The following is a 23,821-nucleotide window of genomic DNA, read 5'->3' as shown; positions in this document are numbered from 1 at the left end:
GCTGCGAACGCCGGAGAGGAGGACTCAGCCGGCGAGGATCTCGCGGGCCAGCTTCGCCGTCTCCGTCGGCGTCTTGCCGACCTTGACGCCGGCGGCCTCCAGGGCCTCCTTCTTCGCCTGGGCGGTGCCCGACGAACCGGAGACGATGGCGCCCGCGTGACCCATGGTCTTGCCCTCGGGCGCGGTGAAGCCCGCGACGTAGCCGACGACCGGCTTGGTCACGTTCTCCTTGATGAAGGCCGCGGCCCGCTCCTCGGCGTCGCCGCCGATCTCACCGATCATGACGATCAGGTCGGTGTCGGGGTCGTCCTGGAAGGCCTTCAGCGCGTCGATGTGCGTGGTGCCGATGATCGGGTCACCGCCGATGCCGACGCAGGTCGAGAAGCCGAGGTCACGCAGCTCGTACATCATCTGGTACGTCAGCGTGCCCGACTTCGAGACCAGGCCGATGCGGCCCGGCTTGGTGATGTCGGCCGGGATGATGCCGGCGTTCGACTGACCGGGGGTGATCAGACCGGGGCAGTTCGGGCCGATGATGCGGGTCTTGTTGCCCTTCTTGCCCGCGTACGACCAGAAGGCAGCGGAGTCGTGCACCGCGATGCCCTCGGTGATGACGACCGCGAGGGGGATCTCGGCGTCGATGGCCTCGATGACCGCGTCCTTGGTGAACTTCTCCGGGACGAAGATGACCGTGACGTCGGCGCCGGTCTTCTCGACGGCATCCTTGACGGAGCCGAAGACCGGTACCTCGGTACCGTCGAAGTCCACGACCTGGCCCGCCTTGCGCGGGTTCACGCCACCGACGATGTTCGTACCGGAGGCCAGCATGCGCTTGGTGTGCTTCTGGCCCTCGGAGCCGGTCATGCCCTGGACGATGACCTTGGATTCCTGGGTGAGGAAGATAGCCATGGTTGTCTGTGACCTCGTCCCTTACTTCGCGGCCGCAGCCAGCTCGGCGGCCTTGTCGGCCGCGCCGTCCATGGTGTCCACACGCTGCACGAGCGGGTGGTTGCGGTCGTCCAGGATCTGGCGACCGAGCTCGGCGTTGTTGCCGTCGAGACGCACGACGAGCGGCTTGTTGACCTCTTCGCCCTTGGACTCGAGGAGCTCCAGGGCCTGCACGATGCCGTTGGCGACCGCGTCGCAGGCGGTGATGCCGCCGAAGACGTTGACGAACACGGACTTGACGTCCGGGTCGCCGAGGATGATCTCCAGGCCGTTCGCCATGACCTCGGCGGAGGCGCCTCCGCCGATGTCGAGGAAGTTGGCCGGCTTGACGCCCTTGTGGGCCTCGCCGGCGTAGGCGACGACGTCCAGGGTCGACATGACCAGGCCGGCGCCGTTGCCGATGATGCCGACCTCGCCGTCGAGCTTGACGTAGTTGAGGTTCTTCTCCTTGGCTGCCGCCTCCAGCGGGTTGGCGGCGGCCTTGTCGTGGAGCTCCTCGAACTCGGGGTGGCGGAACTCGGCGTTGTCGTCCAGGGAGACCTTGCCGTCCAGGGCGATGACGTCACCCGAGGCGACCTTGGCCAGCGGGTTGACCTCGACGAGGAGGGCGTCCGACTTGATGAAGGTGTCCCACAGCGTGACCAGGACGTGGGCCACCTTGTCGGCGACCTCGGCCGGGAACTTGGCCGCGGCGACGATCTCCTGGGCCTTGGCCTCGTCCACACCGTCGATGGCGTCGATCGCGATCTTGGCGACGGCGTCGGGGCGGGTGGCCGCGACCTCCTCGATCTCCATGCCGCCCTCGACGGAGGCGATGGAGAGGAAGGTGCGGTTGGCGCGGTCGAGGAGGAAGGAGACGTAGTACTCCTCGACGATCTCCGGGGCGGTCTCGGCGATCATCACCTTGTGGACCGTGTGGCCCTTGATGTCCATACCGAGGATGTCCGTGGCACGGGCGACCGCCTCGTCCGGCGTGGCGGCCAGCTTCACGCCGCCGGCCTTGCCGCGGCCACCGACCTTCACCTGCGCCTTGACGACCGACTTGCCGCCCAGCCGCTCGGTGATCTCGCGCGCCGCCTCAGGCGTGTCGATGACTTCACCGGCCAGCACCGGTACACCGTGCTTGGCGAAGAGGTCCCTCGCCTGGTACTCGAACAGGTCCACGCGCTTCCGTCCCTATCAGTGATCTCGCGGTTCGTTGGATGCGTGGGCGTGCCGCGAAGGGCAACGTGACGTCCGCATGTGTCACAAGGGAGGCGCACACGGTGTCCGAGCGCGCGGCATGTCCGTCTCGCAGGTTATCGCCGCTTGCGGTGGGGCTCTAAATCGCAGATCACACCTGAGCGGTGATACCTGTCACACGTGCACATCGCGGAAAGGGTCCCACCGGGTTGGGGTTGGCCCGGTGGGACCCCTGTGCCGCCCCGGGAGGGGCGCGGAGCGAGTGGTCCCCACCCCAATGGGGCCACTCGCCCGGTCCGCGGGGTTCGGGTGGGGCAGGCCGACGGCTTTCGGCCTGCCCCCGTGCCTCATTCCCCGCGGAGGCGTTCGGACGCCGTACGACGGTGCCGCACGGCGCCGGTCTCAGAGGGAGTACGTGCCGTGCGGCAGGTACTCCGGGGTGACGGACGCGGCGACCTCCTGGGCGCCGGTCACCGCGTGGCCGGCCGACGAGCCGCCCGCGGACCCGGCCGTCCCGGCCAGATCACCGGCGAAGGGCGCCACGGGCCCGGCGACCCCGTCCGCGAACGAGCCGGCCGCGACCGCGGCCCCATCCGCGAAGGGCAGAACATCGCCCGTGACGCCGTACGCCGAACGGGTGGTGTCGTCCGTCACCGGGTGGACGACGGGCCGCACGGCGGCGTTCGCCGTCCGCACGACCTCCTGTGCCGACCCCAGGGCCTCGTGCGCCGTCGCCACGACAGGCCGCACCGAGCCGGCCACGCCCTGCGCGAACGGCCCGACCTCGCCGCCGACGCCGTACGCCACCCCCGACGCACCCGCAGCCACGCCCCCGGTGAACGGCGGAACCTGCGCGGCGGTCCCGTCCGCAAACGGCCCCACCTCACCCGTCACGCCGTACGCCAGCCCCGTCGCGTCCCAGGCGGCCTGCCCGACGACCGGCACGACCCCGGCCACGGCGGTACGGGCGACCGGCGGCACCACCGCGGCGGCCGTCTCGCCGACCACCGGGGTGACCGTCCTGTAGGCCGCCGACTGCGTGTCCGCGACCGCCCCGTACGCGAGCGTCGACGCATGGCCCTCCGCGTGCCGAGCGAGCGGCTGGGCGTCCGCGACGGCCCCGGCCGGCAGACCCGCCGCGCCGCCGACGGCATGAGCGGCGACCGGCACGACCCCGGCCACGGCGGTACGGGCGACCGGCGGCACCACCGCGGCGGCCGTCTCGCCGACCACCGGGGTGACCGTGCCGGGCACACTGCCGACCGTCCCGAGGACCTGCTGCCGCACGCCCAAGACGTCACCCGTGAGATGGCCCGGGACCGCGGCGACACCGGCTCGGGCGGCGGCCTGCGCCTCCCCGGCCCGGCCCTGCGCGAGGGCGGCCACGTCCGCCGTACGGCCCTCGGTCCCGGCGAGCGTCTGCCGTGCGGCGCCGGTCCCGGCTCCTGCGGTGCGGCCCGCGCCCGCGACCGTGGTGTGCGCCTTCGTACGGACCACTCCGTCGACGCCCTGCGCCTGGGCGCGCGCCGCGTTCTGCACGCCCTGGAGCCTGGTCTGCGCGGCGGCGAGCGTCTGCTCCAGTTCGGGGGCGAAGGCCGACAGCGGACCGAAGAGGTAGTCGATCTCGTGCTGCTGCGGCGCGGTGGTCGCAGTGGTCACATCGGAGATGCTGGTGGCGGCCGTGGCCCGGGGGTGGTTCGCGAGCGCGGCGGCCCGGCCCACGCCTGCGTGCGCGGGGCCCCTGAGGTGGGACGGCCGCGCGGCGGACACCTCGGCGTCGGCATGACGGCGAGCCTGGTCCACGACGGGCGCGGCCTTCCGGACCTGCGACCCGCACGGCCGCTCGGACCGGTTCCCGGCCTGGTGGGCGAGGTGGGCGGTGGCGCCGGCGGCGGTGTGCGTGCCGTCCGTGGCGGTGGTCGCGGCCCGGGTCGCGGTGTCCGTCACGGCCGTACCGTGCGCGACCCCGGAGACGGCGTCCTGCGCATCGGCGACGACACCGTCCACGGTGCCGGTGACCGCAGCGACCGTGTCCGAGGTGTCGATGCCCGCGTCGGGTGTGGACACGGAGGACGCCGGCAGCTCGTCCGCGCTGGCGACGGCCGAGCCGAGCGCCCAGGCGCCGGTGACACCGGCGGCTATGACGATGGAGCGGCGGATGTTCTTGTTCATGTGTGCGTCAGATCCTTCGGGATTCCGGAATTCGGGGAGTTCGGGACCACCGCTGCCGAGTCCTGAGGCCGGCGCCGGCGTGGGGCCGACGGATCCATGGGCGATCCGGGGGACCGGCGGCCATGGAGGTGATCCGGCTGTGCGGCTCGGCCCGATGGCTTCCGTCCGGGGATGGCGGCAAAGGCGGGTCCGGACGGCGGGCTGACCTGTTTCGCCCCCGCGCGGCAGATCTCGCGGGGAGGAGGTGCTGCTGCCCTAGCCGGGGAACTCGGGAATGTCCCGGTGGCGGTCCCGGGTCGCGTCCGCGGTGACGACCGCGGTGGCGCCGGGCAGAAGCCGCAACGGCGCCCGGTGGTTGAACGCGACGGCGTGTCCGTCACTGTGTCGCGGCACACCGTCGTCGCCGACCGGCTGCGTGCCGGACACGCCCGACGGTGCATCGCCGGGCGACTGGTGCAGGGGCGCGTGCGCGGGCCGGGGAAGGCGGAGGGCGCGGTGCGCGTACTGCCCCGCCGCCGCATCGGCCACGGCGACCCGCGGCCCGGCCTCCCGCCGCTCCCCCGCCCGGTGGTGCTCAGCCTCGCCGGCCGCCCGGTCCCCGACCGACTGCCCGGGCAGGGTGTGCCCGGACGGCGCCGACACCCCGGGCACGCCCGGCAGCCCCGGCTCGCCCGGAAGCCCGGGGAGTCGGGGAAGTACGGGGAGCCCAGGCACCGACGGCAACGACGGGGCCGAGGGGAGGGCGGAGACGGACGGAAAAGCAAGGGAGGAGAGGGGCGGGAGGGACGGAACAGCCGGGAGGAGCCAGGGTGACGGTGCATCCACTTGTCCCCCGGACACCGTCCGCACCAGGGTGTCCCCCACCGGCCGCACAACCGTGGAGACCGCCCGGGTCACGGAGGTGACTCGAGTGACGGGCTCGACGGGCGCTCCGAGCGCCGGGGACACGAGTCGAACGGCGGACGCGGATCGGCCGCCGGACGTGGGGCCGGTGTGCGGCGTGGGCCCGGTGATCGGCATGGGCCGAGCAGTAGGCGTGCGGCCGGTGTTCGGCGCGGGGCGGGTGGCGGACGTGGAGGGGTGGGCGAGGGGGGAACCCTGCCGCAGCGCCCGTCCGACCGTGCCGCTGACGGCCCCTTCGATGTGCAGGACCGCCCGCTGGACCGGTTGCCGCGCCTCGGCGTGAGCCGGGGTGCGGGTCGCGGCGGGAGCCGTCGGAGACGTCGCGGCGGCAAAGGTTCCGTCCGCCGCGTGGGCCTGCCCCTCGCAGAGGAGCCCCAGTGCGAACAACCCGCCGACCAGCACCGCCAGATGCAGCGCACGTCGCCCCGCCGCTCCACGCATCACGCGCAGTGCGGCACCGGCGAAGGGCAGTGCGGCGGGCAGAGTCACGACGGGGGAGAGCCTCCGTGCGGCGGAACAAGGCGGTACGGACGACACGGCGCACCGCCGAGGTCGAAGCGCCGCCGATCCTCGCACGGCCCTCCCTCCGTTGCGCAAGTCCCCTGTTACCGATGGGTAGTCATGTCCGCTTTCCTCCTTGCATCAGACAGTGTCCTGTTTGTGTCGGACGGCGCCCTCTTTGCGAGGTGTCCCTCGCCCTGCTCAGACGGTCTCCGGCACCGGCAGGGGCCGCTTCTCGATCGCCGCCGCCATCACCTCCGGGAAGAGATCGGGCGTGCACGCGAACGCCGGTGTTCCCAGTGCCGCCAGCGCCGCCGCATGATCACGGTCGTACACGGGCGCCCCCTCGTCGGACAGCGCGAGCAGCGCCACGAACTGCACCCCCGACGCCTTCATCGCCGCCACTCGCTTGAGCATCTCGTCCCGGATCCCCCCTTCGTGCAGATCGCTGACGAGGACCACGACCGTCTCAGCGGGTCGGCTGATCCGCGACTGGCAGTACGCCAGCGCCCTGTTGATGTCCGTACCGCCGCCAAGCCGGGTGCCGAAGAGGACGTCGACCGGGTCGTCGAGCTGGTCGGTGAGGTCCACGACGGAGGTGTCGAAGACGACGAGCCGGGTCGCGAGGGACCGCATGGACGCGAGGACCGCCCCGAACACCGATGCGTACACCACCGACGCCGCCATCGACCCCGACTGGTCGATACAGAGGATGACCTCCTTCTTCATGGACCACGACGCCCGTCCGTACCCGATCAGTCGCTCCGGTACGACCGTGCGGTGCTCCGGCAGATAGTGCTTGAGGTTGGCGGCGATCGTGCGGTTCCAGTCGATGTCGTGGTGGCGGGGCCGGCGGACCCGAGCGCTGCGGTCGAGGGCTCCGGTGAGCGTGGCCCGGGTGCGGGTGGCGAGCCGCTTCTCAAGATCCTCGACAACTTTGCGCACCACCGCCCGTGCCGTCTCCCTGGTGGTCTCCGGCATCGCCTTGTTCAGCGAGAGCAGCGTGCCGACCAGGTGCACGTCCGCCTCGACGGCCTCCAGCATCTCCGGTTCCAGCAGCAGCGTGGACAGACCGAGGCGGTCGATGGCGTCGCGCTGCATGACCTGGACGACGGACGACGGGAAGTACGTCCGGATGTCCCCGAGCCAGCGGGCGACGGACGGCGCCGACGCCCCCAGCCCCGCCGAACGGTCCCGGCCCTGACGCTGCGCGTCCCCTTTTCCGTACAGCGCGGTCAGCGCCCCGTCCATCGCCGCGTCCCGCCCGGCGGGCCCGTGCCCGGTCCCGTCCGCCGAGCCACCGCCGAGCACCAGCCGCCAGCGCCGCAACCGCTCGTCGGACCCGGCCGCCCCGGTCGCCCCGGTCACGCCGGTCACGCCGGTCACGCCGTCGCCCCGTCCCCGGGAGGGTGTCGCCGCCCCGCTGCCGATCGCGTCCGTGCTCATCGAGTCACCCCCACCAGTTCGCCGCCGTCTCTGCCCCCGGTGCCGTCGAGATCGCTGCCACCGGGCTCGCCCCGCTCACCGCCCCCGGGACCGTCCAGTCCGAGCAGCAGCCGTATCACCGGGACCACCGCGTCCGCCCGCCCGGCGTCCGGGTCGGGCGCGAACCCGGGCACGCCCGCGCCGACGGCCACCGCGCCTCCCTGCGCCTTCGGCCCCCGTCGGACCAATTCGCCGAGGGTGCGTCTGACTCCCGGCTCGTACGCCGAGAACGTGCGCCGCAACAGCGGCAGTACGCCGGTGAACGCCTCCGGCGGCACCCCCGTCAGCCAGGCGTCCACCAGCCCGAGCAACCGCTCGTCGTGCACCAGCAGCATCCCGCCGGCGCCGCCCCCGACGAATCCCTCGATCCACGCGGCCGCGTCCGCCGGAGCCGTACCCGGCGACAGCGCGAGCCCCATGAGCCGCGCGGCATCGTCCGGCGCCAACTCCCCGTCGTCCAGCAGAAGTCGCACGGCGCGCCCACGGACGATCCCCGCTACGGTGTTCCGGTCGGACAGCACCCGCAGCACGGAGCGCCACCGCCCCCGTATCTCCCCGCCGGCCGCCGGGGCTCCCTCCGCCAGCAGCCCCACCGCTCCGTGCACCGCGTCCACATGACGGCGCATCTCCTCGGCCGCCTCCGTGTCGAGCGCGGCGCACGCCGGTGGCAGCCCGACGAACACCCGCTCCGCGAGACCTGCCGCGACCTCGGCAAGGGCCCGGGTGTCCGTGCCGCGCACATCTCCGTAGCGCAGGGAGCGGACCAGGGCGGGCAGGGCCCGGGCGAGGTGGCCGACGTCGGTGTCCAGGGCCGCCCGGTCGGCGAGCACCCGCATCACCACGGGCAGTGCGTCCGGGAGTTCCGCCAGGAGGCAGCGCTCGGCGAGCGTCGTGACATCGGCGAGCACCCGCGCGGCGACGGCGTCCGCCTCGGCCTTGGCGGTCGCGGCGCCGAGCACGGTCGTCCCCCACACCCCCGCCTCCGCGACCCGCACCGCCGACTCCGGCTCCCAGCACAGCCGCCAGGTCTCCCGGAACGTGCCCGTACTGCCGCGCGAGACCGTGGGCTCGCCCCAGCCGACACCGAGGAGACACAGCCGGTGCAGCAGCCGACTGCGCCCGGCGTCGGTGTCCTTGCGCAGGTCCAGCTCCAACTCCCGCTCCAGCGGCTCCGGTTTCAGCCGCAGCCGCTTCTGAAGCCGCGCGAGGTCCCGCTGCAAGGGCACGGCGGGCGCCGTTGCCGGAACTTCCCCCAAAACGTCGCCGACCACTAGGCGGTCGTGCACCAGCGCGAGCGGCACGTCGGAGCCCTCGCACATCACCGCCCGGGCGGCGTCGGTCGTCTCGGACAGTCCCGGCAGCGGGCGCCCGCGCAGCGCGGCGAGCGTGTCGGCGAGCCGCACCGCCTCGATGACATGCGCGGACGACACGATCCGGTCCTCCTCCCGCAGAAGTCCGGCGACCTTGGTCAGCCAGCGCTCGACGGGACGGTCGGGCGCGGCGAACAGATGCGCGTACCAGCCGGGCGACTCGATCCCCGCGCCGTAACCCCCGGCCCGGGACAGCCTCCGGTGGGTCCAGGGCACCCAGGTCATGTCCGTCCGCACCTTGGGCAGCCCCTTCAGCAGGGCACGGTCCGCCGAGACGGTGGTCCTCCGGCGCAGCGCGGGCACATGCCACGCCCCGCACACCACGGCCACCCGGGGGCCGAACTCCCGCAGAGACGAACGTACCTGGAGGCGCATATACGCCTCGCGCACGGTGTCGCGCCGGTGTCCCCCCGTCCCGTACTCCTCCCGCAGGGCCGCCATGGCCTCCTCCAGGACCGTGAACGGCGCGCGCGGGTCCCCGCTGCCCGAACCCCGGTGCTCGACGACGTCCTCCCACCACCGCTCGGGGTCGTCGTACCCGGCGGCCTCGGCAAGCACGGCCAGGGGGTCGACGCGGAGAGCATCACCGGAATCGTGAACCGAGCGGGACGCCTGGCCTCCGGGCACCGCCGCGGCGTCCCCGGGCACACCGGCCAACGCTCCGGGCTCGATGTCCCCAGGCGTCTCGTCTCCCGGCTCGCGCTCGACGTCCGCGGGCACTCCGTCCACCGCCCCGGACTCGACGTCTCCGGGTTCCCCCGCCGTCGTCGGCCCTTGCCCCTTGTCCCAGGCCAGCGTGTGTGTCGCCGGCAGATCGATGAAGCGGGCCGGGACTCCGTGCTCCAGGGCCCAGCGGAGCGCCACCCATTCCGGGGAGAACTCGGCCAGCGGCCAGAACGCCGAGCGGCCGGGTTCGTCCACGGCGTGGGCGAGCAGGGCCACCGGTGGGCGCATCTCCTCGTCCATCGCCAGCGGGATCAGGGCGTCCGCCTCCGGTGGCCCTTCGATCAGCACGGCCCTCGGCCGCGCAGCCTCCAGCGCCGCCCGCACCGCACGGGCGGAGCCCGCCCCGTGGTGCCGGACCCCGAGCAGCAGCGGCCCCTCAGCGGCCGACTTGCCCGGAGGCCAGTCCACGCCTGTCATGTGCTCCCTCTCACGCACCCGGACACCCCCGGTCCACCTGCCCCCGCCGCTGGGGCGCCGAACTCCCCCGCACCTGTCGGTCCCCTCGCCCCGCTCGCAAGACCCCCTGCGGGACGGAGCTCGCCGTTCATACGGTCACCTCCCGGCAGGCCCGGTAGAAGTCCGTCCAGCCGTCCCGCTCCCGGACCACCGCCTCCAGGTACTCCCGCCAGACGACACGGTCGGCCGCCGGATCGCGGACGACGGCGCCGAGGATGCCCGCGGCGACGTCACCGGCGCGGAGCACGCCGTCGCCGAAATGGGCGGCCAGGGCGAGCCCACCCGTGACCACGGAGATGACCTCGGCGGTGGACAGCGTCCCGCTGGGCGACTTCAGCTTCGTCCGGCCGTCCGTGGTGACTCCGTCACGCAGCTCGCGGAAGACCGTGACGACGCGCCGGAGCTCGTCCATCCCGTCGGGCATCACCGGCAGGTCGAGCGAGCGGCCGATCTGCTCGACCCGGCGGGAGACGATGTCCACCTCCGCGTCGGCGGTCTCCGGAAGCGGCAGCACCACCGTGTTGAACCGGCGGCGCAGGGCGCTCGACAGCTCGTTGACCCCGCGGTCGCGGTCGTTGGCCGTCGCGATCAGGTTGAAGCCGCGGACGGCCTGCACCTCCTGCCCCAGCTCCGGTATCGGCAGGGTCTTCTCGGACAGGATCGTGATCAGCGTGTCCTGCACATCGGCCGGGATGCGGGTCAGCTCCTCGACGCGCGCGACCCTCCCCTCTGCCATGGCCCGCATGACAGGGCCCGGCACGAGCGCGTCACGGCTGGGGCCGTGCGCGAGCAGCCGCGCGTAGTTCCAGCCGTAGCGGATCGCCTCCTCCGGCGTGCCGGCCGTGCCCTGGACGAGCAGGGTCGAGTCACCGCTGATGGCCGCCGCCAGGTGCTCGGACACCCAGGTCTTGGCCGTGCCGGGCACACCGAGCAGAAGCAGCGCGCGATCGGTGGCGAGGGTGGTGACGGCGACCTCGACGATGCGGCGCGGACCGACGTACTTCGGAGTGATCACCGTGCCGTCCGGCAGTGTGCCGCCCAGCAGATAGATGGCGACGGCCCAGGGCGACAGCCGCCATCGGGCCGGGCGGGGCCGGTCGTCCTGCGCGGCCAGCGCGGTGAGTTCGGCCGCGAAGGCCTCCTCGGCGTGCGGCCGCAGGGCCTCGGCCGGAACGGACTCGCTCAAGTTCGGTTCGACGGACATCGGATCAACGGACACACGCATGGCCACATCCCCCTCAGCTCGGCCGGTTCGGATCTGTCACCAACCGTGCACCACCCCACTGACAATGCGTGGTGACCTGCACAGACGTCCCTCGACCGGCGATTGTCAGTGCCGGGACCTACCTTCGAGACATGACTGAGCAGGGGGTGCGCTGGACCGCGGAACAGGTGCTGGCACTGGCGCCTGACGCCGCGTCCCACAAGGCGGGGAGCGAACTCGGCGCGGCCGGGCCGTGGTCGGAAACGGGTAGTTCGGACGAGGGGGCGGTGTGGGGACTGTGCAAGGGCAGCGGCAGCAGTCCGTACCGGACGGTCGTCGACCTCGCGGACCCGGGCGGTCCGGCGTACAAGTGCAGTTGCCCGAGCCGCAAGTTCCCGTGCAAGCACGCGTTGGGACTGCTGCTGCTCCGGGCGGGCGAGGACGGGACGGTGCCTCGGGGGCCGGCCCCGGACTGGGCGGAGCAGTGGATCAAGGGGCGTCGACAGCAGACAGGGAAAGAGCAGCCGGTCAGCGGCGCGGACTCCACGCGGACCGCTGATCCGGAGGCGGCCCGCCGCAGGGCGGAACGACGGGCCGAGCGGATCACGGCGGGGGCGACGGAGCTGGAGCAGCGGCTGGCTGACCTGCTGCGCGACGGCCTCGCCACGGCCGACCGGGACGGGTACGGCACCTGGGACGAGACGGCGGCCCGTATGGTCGACGCACAGGCCCCGGGACTGGCCGCGCGGGTAAGGGAGTTGGGGGCGCTCCCGTCGTCGGGTCCGGGCTGGCCGGTGCGCCTGGTGGAGGAGTGCGCGCTGCTGCACCTTCTCGACCAGGGCTGGCTGCGCCGCGAGCGGCTGCCGGACGGGCTGGCGGCGACGGTCCGTACCCGGGTGGGCCTTCCGGGCTCGCCCGAGGGTCCGCCCGTTCGTGACCACTGGCTCGTCCTGGCCCAGTACGACACCTCGGACGCCCGGCTGACGACGCGCCGCATCTGGCTGTGCGGCGCACACTCGGGCCGCACGGTGTTGCTCCTCTCTTACGGGGCGGCCGGACGTACCCCGGAGCCGACGCTGCCGGTGGGCCTGACGCTGGAGGCGGAGGTGTCCGCGTATCCAGGAGCGGGGCAGCTGCGGGGCGCTCTGGGCGAGCAGTTCGCGCCCCCGGGACCGGCGGGGATGCGGCCGCCGGGCGTGACCACGCCGGAGGCGGTGGCGCGGTACGGGCGGGCGCTGCGGGAGGACCCGTGGCTGGAGTCGGTGCCGGTGACCCTGGGCCGGGTCATACCGACGCCGGCCGAGGACTCCTGGCAACTGGCGGACGCGGACGGTGACACGGCGCTCCCCCTCACCCGTACGGCCGGTGCTCGCCCGGGCCTGTGGCGTCTGGTCGCCCTGTCGGGCGGAGCTCCCGTCACGGTCTTCGGCGAGTGCGGCCACCGCGGCTTCACCCCGCTCACCGCCTGGCCCGAGGGCGCCGGAGAGGCGGTCCCGCTGTGCTGACGACACCGAAGCGATACGCGAACAACAGGGAAGGGGCCGATATGGCCGGGATCACCGCCGTGCCGGACACGCCCTCCGCCGTGCCCTGGGATGAGCTGGTGACCGCGGCCCTGCTGGGCACCGACCGGCGCGCGCCGTCCTGGGCGTCCGGCCGTGAGGCGCCGACGGCGCTGCTGGACCTGGCCGCCGTGGAGACCGTGCGCCGCAGGGCCGGGCTGCGCCCGGCTCCGGCCGGGGCCAGGCCGGAGCCGGCAGCACCGGACCCTCGTCCGCCGCTGCCGCCCGCCGCGGCCCGCAGACTGGCCCTGCTGCTGTCCGAGCGCCCCGGCACGGGCGGCGGAGGCCGCCGGGGGGCGGCGCCCGACCTCATGGAGCTGCTGCCCCAGTGGCTGGCGCTGGCCGACGCGCGCGGTTTCGCGCCGCCCCCTCAGGCGCTGCCCGCGCTCCTGGACGCGGCCCGCGGGCGCACGGACCTGCGCCCCGCGGTGCTGTCCTTCGCCGGCCCGCGCGCGCTGTGGCTGGCCCGGCTCAATCCGGACTGGCGGTTCGCGCTGCGCTCCGCGCCCGGCGGCGGGTCCCCGCTGTCGCCGGAGGATCCCGAGCAGGCCCACCTTCTCTGGCAGCAGGGGCTGTTCGCCGAGCGGGTGACCCTGCTGGGCGCCCTCCGCGCCCGACAGCCCGCCGCCGCACGTGACCTGCTGGCCGGGACCTGGGCGACCGAGCGGGCCCAGGACCGCTTGATGTTCCTCGACTCCCTCCGCGCGGGTCTGGAGCCCGCGGACGAGCCGTTCCTGGAACAGGCGCTGTCCGACCGGAGCCGCAATGTGCGGGCGACGGCGGCGGAGTTGCTGTCGGCGCTGCCGGGTTCGGCCCTGGCGGGGCGGATGGCGGCGCGGGCGGCGGTCTGTGTGGCGGTCGACCGTACGGCGGGGGAGCCGGCGCTCGTGGTCGAGGCGCCGCACGAGTGCGATCCGGGCATGGAGCGCGACGGAGTGGTGCCGAAGCCACCGGCCGGGCGGGGGGAACGGTCGTGGTGGCTGGGCCAGTTGGTGGAGGCGGCCCCGCTCGGCACCTGGACGGCACGATGGAGACGTACGCCGACGGAGATCGTCGCGCTGCCGGTGGCGGACGACTGGCGGGACGAACTGCACGCGGCCTGGTGCCGGGCGGCGGTCCGACAGGGGGACCCCGACTGGTCCCGGGCACTGCTCGGGCCGCCTTCGGCACCGGAGGCCGGGGGTCCGGGCGCGGTCTCCCTGGCCGAGCGGGCGAAACTGCTGTCGACGCTGGGCGCGGACGAACGGGCCGAGTGGGTGGCCGGGTTCATCGCCACGCACGGACTGTCGGAGGCGTTCCAGTTGCTCGGGGTGTGCGCGGTCCCATGGGCCGCCCCGCTGGGCCGGGCGGTGGTGGACGCGCTCAACATCGCGCGGGACGCGGGGAATTATCCGTGGAGCTTCAGCGGGGTGATGGGGCTCGCGGAACGCTGTCTGGATCCCGCGGAGGCAGGCCGCCTCGCGGCGCTGACAGCGATACCCGACGAGCCGGAGGACGCGTCGCCGGGAGCGGTCGGCTACTGGGCCGAGGCCTTCCAGCGACTGACGACGACGCTGCGCCTGCGCGCGGCGATGAGGGAGGAGCTGGGAGGGCCGTGAACCGGCCCGCCCCAGGGGGTCCGGGGGCCCGGCAGGAGGTTGCCCGAACACCCGGACCCGGGCCCCGGAGGACTCAGGGCCGGATCCCGGCCCATGACCCCCGACGCCGTAGGGCTCAGGGCCGGACGTGCCGCCGAGGGACTCGGGCCCCGTAGGGCTCAGGCCCGGCAGGCCTCAGGCCCCGTAGGCCTCAGGCCCGGCAGGCCTCAGGCCCCGTAGGTCTCAGGCTTCCGCAGGCTGACGCACGTTCGCGCGGACCCAGTCCACGATCGACGCGGTCGTCGCGCCGGGCGTGAAGATCTCCGCGACGCCCTTCTCCTTGAGCAGCGGGATGTCCGCCTCCGGGATGATCCCGCCGCCGAAGACCAGGATGTCCTCGGCCTCGCGCTGCTTCAGCAGTTCGATCACCGCGGCGAACAGCGTGTTGTGCGCACCGGACAGGATCGACAGTCCGATCGCGTCGGCGTCCTCCTGGATCGCCGTGTCCACGATCTGCTCGGGCGTCTGGTGGAGGCCGGTGTAAATGACCTCCATACCCGCGTCACGCAGCGCCCGTGCGATCACCTTGGCCCCGCGATCGTGGCCGTCGAGCCCCGGCTTGGCCACCACCACGCGGATCGGACCGGCTGCCACACCCATCACTGCCTCCATGAAGCGACTACTCCACCCTGTACCCGATGTACCGCCCCGCCGCCACACCACGCACCGGTCGACACACGGGCCGCGAGCCTCGCGGCCCAGGCGTCCCGCGCCGCACCGACCCGGGAAGTGAACGAACGTTATCGCCAGCATCCCGCAACCGGCAGTTTCGCGGTGGTCACCGAGGGGGAAATCACACAATGGGACACGTTCGCCGCGCAGGGTCCCCCCTCCCCGCGGCACACGCGCCGCAGCATCAGCGGCCCGCGCGCCGTGGTCCGAGGGGATCGTGCGCACGGAGAGCCGCTTCAAGGCGGCCACCCACCGTCGGCCGGGCGCCGGGTGGCTGGCCCGCCGGCGAAAGGATTGCAAGGGCACGACGACAGCGGGAGCCGCACCCGTACGAGGAGGACGGGACTGCATCACGCGGACGGCGGGCATCTTTCGTCATCATGACGAGAAGGGTCACCCGCCGCGCCACCGGCTCATATGCCGCATTCGCGGTACGGCCGTAGCCACGGCAGCTGCCCCGCAGGACACCGCCAGACGGCTTTCCACAAGGGCACACGGGGGACGCAGGCGTCCTCGCGTGCGCCGACGGGAGGTCGGCCATGATGGTCACGCGGGCAGTGCAGCCCTTGCTTCCGCTGTGCCAGCGCATGTTTCCGAGCAGGCTGGCCGGTCTCTCCATGGCCCTGCTGAAGGCGACCGCCCTGGAGCTCGCGATACTCGCCGGACATCTGCTCCTCTACCCCTCGGGCATCATCCAGGAGCGCCATTCCTCTGCGCTCCCCATCCCACCGGGTGCCGCGACGCTGCCGACCGAGGCCAAGCCGCCGGTCATCCTGGTCCACGGGTTCATCGACAACCGTTCGGTCTTCGTCCTGCTGCGCCGCAACCTCACCCAGCACGGCCGACAGCACATCGAGTCACTCAATTACTCGCCGCTGACCTGCGACATCCGCACCGCGGCGAAACTGCTCGGCCGTCATATAGAAGAGTTGTGCGAGCGCACCGGGCAGCCGCAGGTGGACGTCGTCGGCCACAGCCTGGGCGGACTGATCGCGCGGTACTACGTACAGCGCCTCGGCGGTGACCTCCATGTCCGTACGCTCGTCACACTGGGCACGCCCCACTCCGGCACCCGGGTGGCACCCCTCGCGAACGCGCACCCCATCGTCCGCCAGATGCGCCCGGGCTCCGAGCTGATCGAGGAGCTGCGCGAGCCGGCACCCGGTTGCCGTACGCATTTCGTGAGTTTCTGGAGCGATCTGGACCCGCTCATGGATCCGCTGGAGACGGCCTGCGTCGACCACCCGGACCTGCTGGCGCACAACATCCGGGTGAGCGGGATCGGCCATCTGGCCCTGCCGGTCCACCCCGCGGTCGCGACCGGGATCCGGCAGGCGCTGGATCTCGCGCAGCCGGCGGCACCGACGGACGCCCCCGCCGGGGGCCTGACGGTGGCGTGACAGCCGCCCCGACACCTCCCGGCCACCCTCCGACCCTCGAACGTTCATCGAACGCAAAGCCAAACCCTTGCCGGGGACCGCCGAAACACGGCCGATTGCCCGTTTCCTGACGCAGGGAAACCTGCGGAAGATTGTCGCGCCCGCGTACCGCCGGGTACAGTCACCGCACTGCTCTGCCAGCCCCTGCTGTCGAGGCGAAAGAGAAGTTGGTGAACGACCGTCACCCGTCGGGGACCGCGACGCCCCCGACTCCGGCCCCCGATGCCACCTCGGCGCACTACGCGCCGTACGGCGTGCAGGGCGGCCAGTACGGTGAGTTCACTTCGTACGCCGATCCCGCCGCGAGCGCGTTCGGCGCCCACGGCCACACGGCGACGGCCTTCTCGGCCGATCCCCTCTTCGGTGACCTCCCGGGCCACGGCGCGACCGGCTCGTACGACACCTCCGCGTGGTCGACCGCCGGTCACCCGGGCCACGGCGCGGACACCCAGCTGCACGGAACCGGCACGCACGAGACGCTGCACTACGACCCGTACGCCGCCCAGCATCACGCCGCGTTCGACACGGGCAGCCATGACACGACCGCCTGGGCCGTCGGCTATCAGCACCTCGCCGCGGGTATCCCCGCGCAGGCCGGGCCCCCCGAGGCCACAGGCCAGTGGGACGCGGGCGCCTGGCGCGAGGCCGGCCGGTCCCACGGGACCCAGCAGTGGGACTGGGGCACGCAGGGGTTCGACACGGGGGCGTACGACGCCACCCAGTGGAACTCGGGCGCCACCGCCGAGCACGAGACACACGACCCGCAGACGGCGGCGACCGGGCACTTCGAGCAGGCCGAGGCCTTCGACCCGACGGGCACACAGGCCTTCGAGCACCCCGAGACACAGGTCTTCGACACCGCGGACACCTTCGACCACCAGGCCACCGCCGCCTTCGAACAGCTTCCGTACGAGCAGCACGCCGCGGACGACGAGTCGGAACCCCGGCAGGAGCCGTCCGGTGACGCGCCTCTGCTCGACGACCAGGAAGAGATCACTCTCGCGTCGGCCTCGCGTGCCGCGTCCCGCACGGCCGGCCGCTCCCGGCGCCGTACCCCGGCGAAGCGCTCCGCGCTGCTGACCGTCGCCGTGCCGTCGGCGTGTGTGATGGGGGTCGCGGGGATCGCCGCCGCGACCGTCGGCGTCGGCGGCGGGAGCGACCACAAGGAGACGACGGCGAGCGCGTCCGACGCGGCGCCGGTGAAACCGTCCACCGCGAACATCAAGCTGGACTCCCAGCTGCAGAACCTGTCCGCGGGCGCGAACGACTTCGCGGACCGGGCGAGCCGTACGCAGGAACGCATCGACCTCAAGGCCCAGCAGGTCGCCGAGCAGAAGAAGGCGGCGGCGGAGGCGGCCCTCAAGGAGCGGCTGCGCCCGAAGTTCGTACTGCCGGTCACCCAGAAGGGGCTCAGCGCCTACTTCGGCCAGGCCGGAGTCAACTGGATGTCGGTGCACACCGGTATCGACTTCCCCGTCTCGTACGGCACGACGGTCATGGCCGCGACCGACGGCACGGTCCGCACCCAGTGGAACAGCGCCTACGGCAACATGTTGATCCTGACGGCGAAGGACGGCACGGAGACGTGGTACTGCCACCTCTCCAGCTACCGCGTCGCGTCCGGGGCGGTCGTGAAGGCCGGCCAGCCGATCGCGTATTCCGGCAACTCGGGCAACTCCACCGGCCCCCATCTGCACTTCGAGGTACGGCCCAACGGCGGCGCCGCGATAGACCCGCTGCCCTGGCTGCGCAGCCACGGGCTGGACCCCACCTGATCGACCCACAGAGGTGAGCCCCCGTCGTTCGGCGAGGGGCTCACCTCTGTGGTCTACAGCTTCTCCACCGGCGCGTACCGCAGCAGCAGCCGCTTCGGCTTTGTATCCCCGAAGTCGATCGTCGCCTCCGCGTTGATGCCCGTACCCTTCACGCCGACCACCGTGCCCAGGCCGAACTGGTCGTGCGTGACGCGGTCGCCGACCGCCAGGGAGACCACCGGCCGCTCCGTCGCACCGCCCCGGCGCGTGGCGAAACCGGACGCGCCCGCGGCCGAGGACCGCGACCGGGCCGACGACAGCGAGGAGGACAGGGAGGCCGCCACACCCGAGACGGGACCCGAGGAGACCGGCGCGGACGAGGCGCCCGTCCGCTTCCACTCCACGTGCTGGTCCGGGATCTCCTCCAGGAAGCGCGAGGGCGGGTTGTACGAGGGCTGGCCCCAGGCGCTGCGCAGCGCGGACCGGGTGAGGTAGAGCCGCTCCCGTGCGCGGGTGATGCCCACGTACGCCAGGCGGCGCTCCTCCTCCAGTTCCTTGGTCTGGCCGAGCGCGCGCATGTGCGGGAAGACGCCGTCCTCCATGCCGGTCAGGAAGACCACCGGGAACTCCAGGCCCTTCGCGGTGTGGAGGGTCATCAGCGTGATGACGCCGCCGCCCTCCTCCTCGTCGGGGATCTGGTCGGAGTCGGCGACCAGGGCGACCTGCTCCAGGAATTCGGACAGCGTGGCCCCCGGGGTTCCGGCCCCTGGTGCCGCCGCGGCCTCGCCGCGCTCCTGCTCGAACTCCAGGGCCACGGCGGCGAGTTCCTGGAGGTTCTCGATGCGGGTCTCGTCCTGGGGGTCGGTCGAGGACTGGAGTTCGGCCAGATAGCCCGTGCGTTCCAGGACGGCTTCCAGGACCGTGGCCGGGCCCGCGCCCGACTCCACGATGGTCCGGAGGTCCTCCATCAGCGCGTTGAACCGCTTGACCGCGTTCGTCGAGCGGGCCGCCATGCCGTACGCCTCGTCCACGCGGCGCAGTGCCTGCGCGAAGCTGACCTTCTCCCGCTGGGACAGGGCGTCGATCATGGCCTCGGCGCGCTCGCCGATGCCCCGCTTCGGCACGTTCAGGATGCGCCGCAGCGGAACGGAGTCCTCCGGGTTCGCCAGCACCCTCAGGTAGGCGAGGACGTCCCGGACCTCCTTGCGCTCGTAGAAGCGGACGCCGCCGACGACCTTGTAGGGCAGGCCGACGCGGATGAAGACCTCTTCGAAGACACGGGACTGTGCGTTGGTGCGGTAGAAGACGGCGACGTCGCCCGCCTTGGCCTCGCCCCGGTCGGTGAGGCGGTCTATCTCGTCGGCGACGAACTGCGCCTCGTCGTGCTCCGTGTCGGCGACATAGCCGGTGATCCGCGCGCCCGCACCCGCGTTGGTCCACAGGTTCTTGGGGCGGCGCGACTCGTTGCGCTCGATGACCGCGTTGGCGGCGCTCAGGATCGTCTGCGTGGAGCGGTAGTTCTGCTCCAGGAGGATCGTGGTGGCGTCCGGGTAGTCCTCCTCGAACTGGAGGATGTTGCGGATGGTGGCGCCGCGGAAGGCGTAGATCGACTGGTCGGCGTCACCCACGACACACAGCTCGGCGGGCTGGAGGTCGTCCCCGCCGGGCGGTACGTCCACAGGGTGCTCGGACGTGCCGACCAGCTCGCGGACCAGGGCGTACTGGGCGTGGTTGGTGTCCTGGTACTCGTCGACGAGGACGTGGCGGAAGCGGCGGCGGTAGTGCTCGGCGACGTCCGGGAAGGCGCGCAGCAGGTTGACCGTCGTCATGATCAGATCGTCGAAGTCGAGGGCGTTCGCCTCGCGAAGCCTCGACTGGTACAGCGTGTACGCCTGGGCGAGGGTCTTCTCGAAGCCGTCGGCGGCCTGCGCGGCGAAGTCCTCCTCGTCGATCAGCTCGTTCTTCAGGTTGGAGATCTTGGCGCTGAACGACTTGGGCGGGAATCGCTTGGGGTCGAGGTCCAGGTCACGGCAGACGAGCGCCATCAGACGCTTGCTGTCGGCGGCGTCGTAGATCGAGAAGGAGGACGTGAAGCCGAGCCGCTTGCTCTCGCGGCGCAGGATGCGGACGCACGCGCTGTGGAAGGTCATCACCCACATCGCGTTCGCGCGCGGGCCGACGAGCTGCTCGACGCGCTCCTTCATCTCGCCCGCGGCCTTGTTGGTGAAGGTGATCGCGAGGATCTGCCCGGGATGCACACCCCGCTCGGCCAGCAGATAGGCGATGCGGTGGGTGAGCACCCGGGTCTTGCCGGAGCCGGCGCCGGCGACGATGAGCAGGGGAGAGCCGGCGTGCACGACCGCCGCGCGCTGGTTCTCGTTCAGCCCCTCCACCAGGGCGCGGGGGTCGAGGACCGGGCGGGGCGCGCCGTCGCGGTAGTGGGTGTCCCGGGCCGGCGGCGCGTCGAAGCGCCCGCCGAACAGATCGTCCGGAATCGGCTCCGGAGTGTGATCGTCCTCGGGCGGCGGGGACTCCTCCTCCGGGGCCGAGTCGGCCTGAAGGTCCGCCAGGAAGCTGTCGTCAAAGAGGCTGCTCATCGCTCTCCGAGTCTAGGGCGCTCCACCGACAACCGGCCGCCGTCCCGGAAACTCCGCGCCCGGACCGCACCGGCGCCGCACGCGTCACCGTACGGGCCTGCCCGCTCACGGTACGCGCCCGGCGCATGCCTCCGTAGCCGAGATCACGGAAATGTATCGGGCATATCTCGCATCAACCTTCACAGGAGCCACAGCAGTTGGCTAGCGTGCGGGCGGGCCGCACGACCCCCACCGGCGAACGTCGCCGGGCCGTGCGGCCTCCGCCGAGTCCGGTGCGCCGTGTGGCGGCCGGAGCCGGGGACCCACCCGACCTGGGGTGAATCGGCCGAGTGTCCTCGGGGACTCGGCCGTAGGGCACACACCTTCCGAACCACCCGCCCGAACCCGACAGCTAACCCGGTAGGCGGTGCACGGAAGGAGACGCCTTTCATGGCGCCGCACCGCAAGTCCCGCCCCTCGGGCCCACGCCTCGCGGGCATACGCACCCCCGCCCTCGCGACGGCGGCCCTGACCTCCGTGGCGCTGCTCTCGCAGACGGCCCAGGCCGCGCCCTCCGCCGACGGCAAGCCCGGCATCGAGGAGGTCGAGAAGAAGGTCGACGACCTCTACCGCCAGGCGGAGTCGGCCACCGAGAAGTACAACGCGGCCAAGGAGCGATCGACCGAGCAGCGCAGACACGTCGACAGGCTCCTCGACGACGTCGCCCGGCGCACACAGAAGCTCAACGACGCGCGTGAGCAGCTGGGTTCGTTCGCCGCCGCGCAGTACCGGACCGGGTCCTCGGCCCCCGACACGGCCACCTTCCTGCTGGCCGACAACCCCCAGGACTACTTCGACCAGACGCAGCTGATGAGCCGGCTCACCGGCCGTCAGAAGGAAGCGGTCGACCAGTACGTCACCGACCAGGCCGCGACGATGAAGAAGCGGCGGGAGGCCGCCGACAGCCTCCGGACGCTCACCGAGTCGCAGACGGCCCTGCGGACGGCCAAGACGGACGTCCAGGACAAGCTCTCCGCCGCACGCCGGACGCTGTCCGAGCTCAACGCTCAGGAGAAGGCGCGACTCGCCACCCTGGAGAAGCAGAAGCAGGAGGAGGCCCAGCGCCAGGCGGATGCGCTGGCCCGGCAGCAGGCGGCCGAGCAGAAGGCAGCCCAGCAGTCGTCGCCGAGCGCCTCGACCGGCTCCACGGGGTCCTCCACCACGAACCCCTCCTCGGGGTCCGCCGCGACGGACTCCTCGAACGCCACGCAGGCCGCGAAGGTCCTCGCCTTCGCCCGCGCGCAGATCGGCAAGCCGTATGTGTGGGGCGCGACGGGCCCCGGGTCCTACGACTGCTCGGGCCTGACCCAGGCCGCGTGGAAGACCGCCGGGGTCACGCTTCCGCGCACCACGTACGACCAGGTGAACGTCGGCACGACGGTGCCGCTCGCCGACGCCCGGCCGGGCGACCTGATCTTCTTCTACGACGACATCAGCCACGTCGGCATCTACATCGGCAACGGCATGATGATCCACGCTCCCAAGCCGGGCGCCTATGTCCGCGAGGAGTCCGTCTACTACGGCGGCGCGTCGATCATCCACAGCGTGGTGCGGCCGGCCTGAGTCCTACGGCGCCGGGTGCTGTGCGCCGCGCGGGCACGGCCGGGTGCGCGGGGCTGCCTGCGGGCTTCACGCGCGCGTGGGGTTGTTTTCGGGCTTCACGCGCGCGTGCCCCGCACGCAAGCCGGGCGCACGTCCCTAGCATCGGGCGCATGTCTGGCACCTCCGCGCTCCGCACCTGGCGGGCGCAGCGCCCGCCCGCCACCGGGGCCGCCGTGATGGCGACCGGCATCCTGTCGGTCGGGCTGCACCAGACCGGGTACGAGCTACTCTCCCGTATCGCCCTCGCGCTGGCGGGCGTCGCCTGGCTGGGAGTGGCCGCCGTCATCGCTCTGCGGCTGCTGGGGGCGCGCCTGGAGTGGCCGGTCGGCTCCCCGGCCGCGCTCGCGGTGGTCCCGGCCACCGCCGTGCTGGGCACCCGGTTCTCACTCCTGGGCCGGCAGCAGCTCGCCGAGGCGCTCTTCGTGCTGGCCGTCGTGCTGTGGGCGGCCCTGGTCCTCCCGGTCGTACAGGACTGGGAGCGCGGTATGTCCGGGGCGGTGTTCCTCGGCTGTGTGGCGGCGGAGGCGATCGCGGTGCTCGGGGCGGTGCTGGCCGCGGCTGTACGGGTGACCTGGCTCGCCCATCTGGCGCTCGTGTTCTTCTGGTTCGGACTGGTGTTCTACCTGATCGGGCTGTGGTGCTTCGACCGACGGCAGGTGACGGCCGGGGCGGGCGACCAGTGGGTGGCGGGCGGTGCGCTCGCCCTCTCCGCGGTGGCCGGGTCGCGGCTGATCCACGCCGCCCACTCCGGCCTCTACCTCTGGAACATCGACGACACCGATGTCCTGCGGAGCGTCACCATCGCCCTCTTCGCCCTCGCCTTCGTCTGCTACTGCGTGCTGGCGACGGCCGAGCTGCGCCGGCCGCGCCCTCGCTACGACGTACGGCGGTGGTCGACCGTCTTCCCGATGGGGATGACGGCGGTGGCGGCGTTGTCCGTCGCCGGCGCCCTCAACGCGTCCTGGCTGCGCGGCCCCGGTCAGGTGCTGCTGTGGATCGCGGTGGCCGTCTGGTGCGCGGTCCTCGTGGGAGCCGCCGGGTCCGTGGCGGGCGGCGTCAGGTCCACAGCACGGCGATGAAGACGTTCACCGTGGTCAGCGCGCCGACCAGGGCGAAGAGGGGCTTCTCGACCTGTTCCTCGTCGCGCTTCACATAGACCAGGCCGAGGATCACGATCAGCAGGGCCAGCTTGATGCCGATCTTGATGGTGTTGATGTGGTGGTGTTCCGCCTGGTTGAGGCCGACCAGCGCCACACCCGTGACCAGCATGGTCAGCGCACCGTGCAGCATTCCGGGCACGAAGCGGGCGGTGCCCCGGCCCATCGCCTTCATCTGGGTGAGGAAGCCGCCGAGGAGCGCGGCGATGCCGACGATGTGCAGGCCGACGAAGAGATGGATGAGTACGTCCATGAAGCCGGAGCCTAGTGAGGGGCGCGAAAGGCTCTGACACCGGGCCACGAGGTGTGACGGCGGCTACAGCGCTGGGGGCGGCACGGTCTCCCGGACGCCGCCCCGAGGCACCCGCGAGGGCGCATATATGCGGCCTATAGCACTCCGCGACCTCCCTGTGTC

At 72.6% G+C, this 23,821-nt stretch carries 16 protein-coding genes and 1 riboswitch; of the genes, 6 read left to right on the top strand and 10 right to left on the bottom strand.

Annotated features, from left to right (window positions below):
* Positions 1-24 precede the first annotated feature (24 nt).
* From sucD to AB0L95_RS29805, 7 genes are all read right to left on the bottom strand, one after another.
* Positions 25-909: a succinate--CoA ligase subunit alpha gene (gene sucD, locus AB0L95_RS29835; protein ID WP_365166716.1), complete on the bottom strand. Its 885-nt coding sequence runs from the start codon at positions 907-909 to the stop codon at positions 25-27.
* A gap of 21 nt (positions 910-930) precedes the next feature.
* Positions 931-2,112 carry an ADP-forming succinate--CoA ligase subunit beta gene (gene sucC, locus AB0L95_RS29830; RefSeq protein WP_365166713.1) on the bottom strand — a complete coding sequence of 394 codons (1,182 nt, stop codon included), beginning with the start codon at positions 2,110-2,112 and terminating at the stop codon, positions 931-933.
* Positions 2,113-2,532: 420 nt separating this feature from the next.
* Positions 2,533-4,302 (bottom strand): hypothetical protein, encoded by a 1,770-nt coding sequence (locus AB0L95_RS29825; protein ID WP_365166711.1) that lies wholly within the window; start codon positions 4,300-4,302, stop codon positions 2,533-2,535.
* 255 nt (positions 4,303-4,557) lie between these two features.
* Positions 4,558-5,694 (bottom strand): hypothetical protein, encoded by a 1,137-nt coding sequence (locus tag AB0L95_RS29820; protein ID WP_365166709.1) that lies wholly within the window; start codon positions 5,692-5,694, stop codon positions 4,558-4,560.
* A 213-nt stretch (positions 5,695-5,907) separates the two neighbouring features.
* Positions 5,908-7,152, bottom strand: a complete 1,245-nt coding sequence (locus AB0L95_RS29815; RefSeq protein WP_365166707.1) for a VWA domain-containing protein — start codon at positions 7,150-7,152, stop codon at positions 5,908-5,910.
* Positions 7,149-9,704, bottom strand: coding sequence for a DUF5682 family protein (locus tag AB0L95_RS29810; RefSeq protein ID WP_365166705.1), 2,556 nt, complete (start codon positions 9,702-9,704; stop codon positions 7,149-7,151). The genes AB0L95_RS29815 and AB0L95_RS29810 overlap by 4 nt, the downstream gene beginning before the upstream one ends.
* A gap of 127 nt (positions 9,705-9,831) precedes the next feature.
* Positions 9,832-10,968, bottom strand: coding sequence for an AAA family ATPase (locus AB0L95_RS29805; protein WP_365166703.1), 1,137 nt, complete (start codon positions 10,966-10,968; stop codon positions 9,832-9,834).
* A 131-nt stretch (positions 10,969-11,099) separates the two neighbouring features.
* On the opposite strand from AB0L95_RS29805, the gene AB0L95_RS29800 reads away from it, so the two are divergent.
* On the top strand, positions 11,100-12,452 hold the full coding sequence (locus AB0L95_RS29800) for an SWIM zinc finger family protein (RefSeq protein ID WP_365166701.1): 1,353 nt from the start codon (positions 11,100-11,102) through the stop codon (positions 12,450-12,452).
* Between the two features lie 41 nt (positions 12,453-12,493).
* Positions 12,494-14,107, top strand: coding sequence for a DUF5691 domain-containing protein (locus tag AB0L95_RS29795; protein WP_365166699.1), 1,614 nt, complete (start codon positions 12,494-12,496; stop codon positions 14,105-14,107).
* 222 nt (positions 14,108-14,329) lie between these two features.
* Here the strand turns inward: AB0L95_RS29795 and AB0L95_RS29790 are convergent, their stop codons facing one another.
* Positions 14,330-14,746, bottom strand: a complete 417-nt coding sequence (locus AB0L95_RS29790; protein WP_365166697.1) for a cobalamin B12-binding domain-containing protein — start codon at positions 14,744-14,746, stop codon at positions 14,330-14,332.
* A 611-nt stretch (positions 14,747-15,357) separates the two neighbouring features.
* Here AB0L95_RS29790 and AB0L95_RS29785 point away from each other — a divergent pair.
* Positions 15,358-16,218, top strand: coding sequence for an alpha/beta fold hydrolase (locus tag AB0L95_RS29785; RefSeq protein ID WP_365166694.1), 861 nt, complete (start codon positions 15,358-15,360; stop codon positions 16,216-16,218).
* Between the two features lie 209 nt (positions 16,219-16,427).
* On the top strand, positions 16,428-18,032 hold the full coding sequence (locus AB0L95_RS29780; RefSeq protein WP_365166691.1) for a peptidoglycan DD-metalloendopeptidase family protein: 1,605 nt from the start codon (positions 16,428-16,430) through the stop codon (positions 18,030-18,032).
* 53 nt (positions 18,033-18,085) lie between these two features.
* On the opposite strand, the gene pcrA is transcribed toward AB0L95_RS29780, so the two are convergent.
* On the bottom strand, positions 18,086-20,608 hold the full coding sequence (pcrA, locus tag AB0L95_RS29775) for a DNA helicase PcrA (RefSeq protein ID WP_365166689.1): 2,523 nt from the start codon (positions 20,606-20,608) through the stop codon (positions 18,086-18,088).
* Positions 20,609-20,859: 251 nt separating this feature from the next.
* Positions 20,860-21,029: riboswitch (cyclic di-AMP (ydaO/yuaA leader) on the top strand.
* Positions 21,030-21,037: 8 nt separating this feature from the next.
* Here pcrA and AB0L95_RS29770 point away from each other — a divergent pair.
* Together AB0L95_RS29770 and AB0L95_RS29765 are read left to right on the top strand one after the other, a co-directional pair.
* Positions 21,038-22,210 carry an NlpC/P60 family protein gene (locus tag AB0L95_RS29770; RefSeq protein WP_365166687.1) on the top strand — a complete coding sequence of 391 codons (1,173 nt, stop codon included), beginning with the start codon at positions 21,038-21,040 and terminating at the stop codon, positions 22,208-22,210.
* A gap of 149 nt (positions 22,211-22,359) precedes the next feature.
* Positions 22,360-23,328 carry a tellurite resistance/C4-dicarboxylate transporter family protein gene (locus tag AB0L95_RS29765; protein ID WP_365166685.1) on the top strand — a complete coding sequence of 323 codons (969 nt, stop codon included), beginning with the start codon at positions 22,360-22,362 and terminating at the stop codon, positions 23,326-23,328.
* Here the strand turns inward: AB0L95_RS29765 and AB0L95_RS29760 are convergent.
* A complete protein-coding gene (locus tag AB0L95_RS29760; RefSeq protein ID WP_365166683.1) occupies positions 23,306-23,659 on the bottom strand; it encodes a hypothetical protein in 354 nt (117 codons plus the stop codon). The two genes, AB0L95_RS29765 and AB0L95_RS29760, sit on opposite strands and share 23 nt — an antisense overlap.
* Between the last annotated feature and the right edge of the window lie 162 nt (positions 23,660-23,821).

The organism is Streptomyces sp. NPDC052036, assembly GCF_040680495.1.
Taxonomy (GTDB): domain Bacteria; phylum Actinomycetota; class Actinomycetes; order Streptomycetales; family Streptomycetaceae; genus Streptomyces.
Note: the sequence above shows the minus strand (reverse complement) of the source record. Positions and strands in the feature narration are given on the sequence as shown.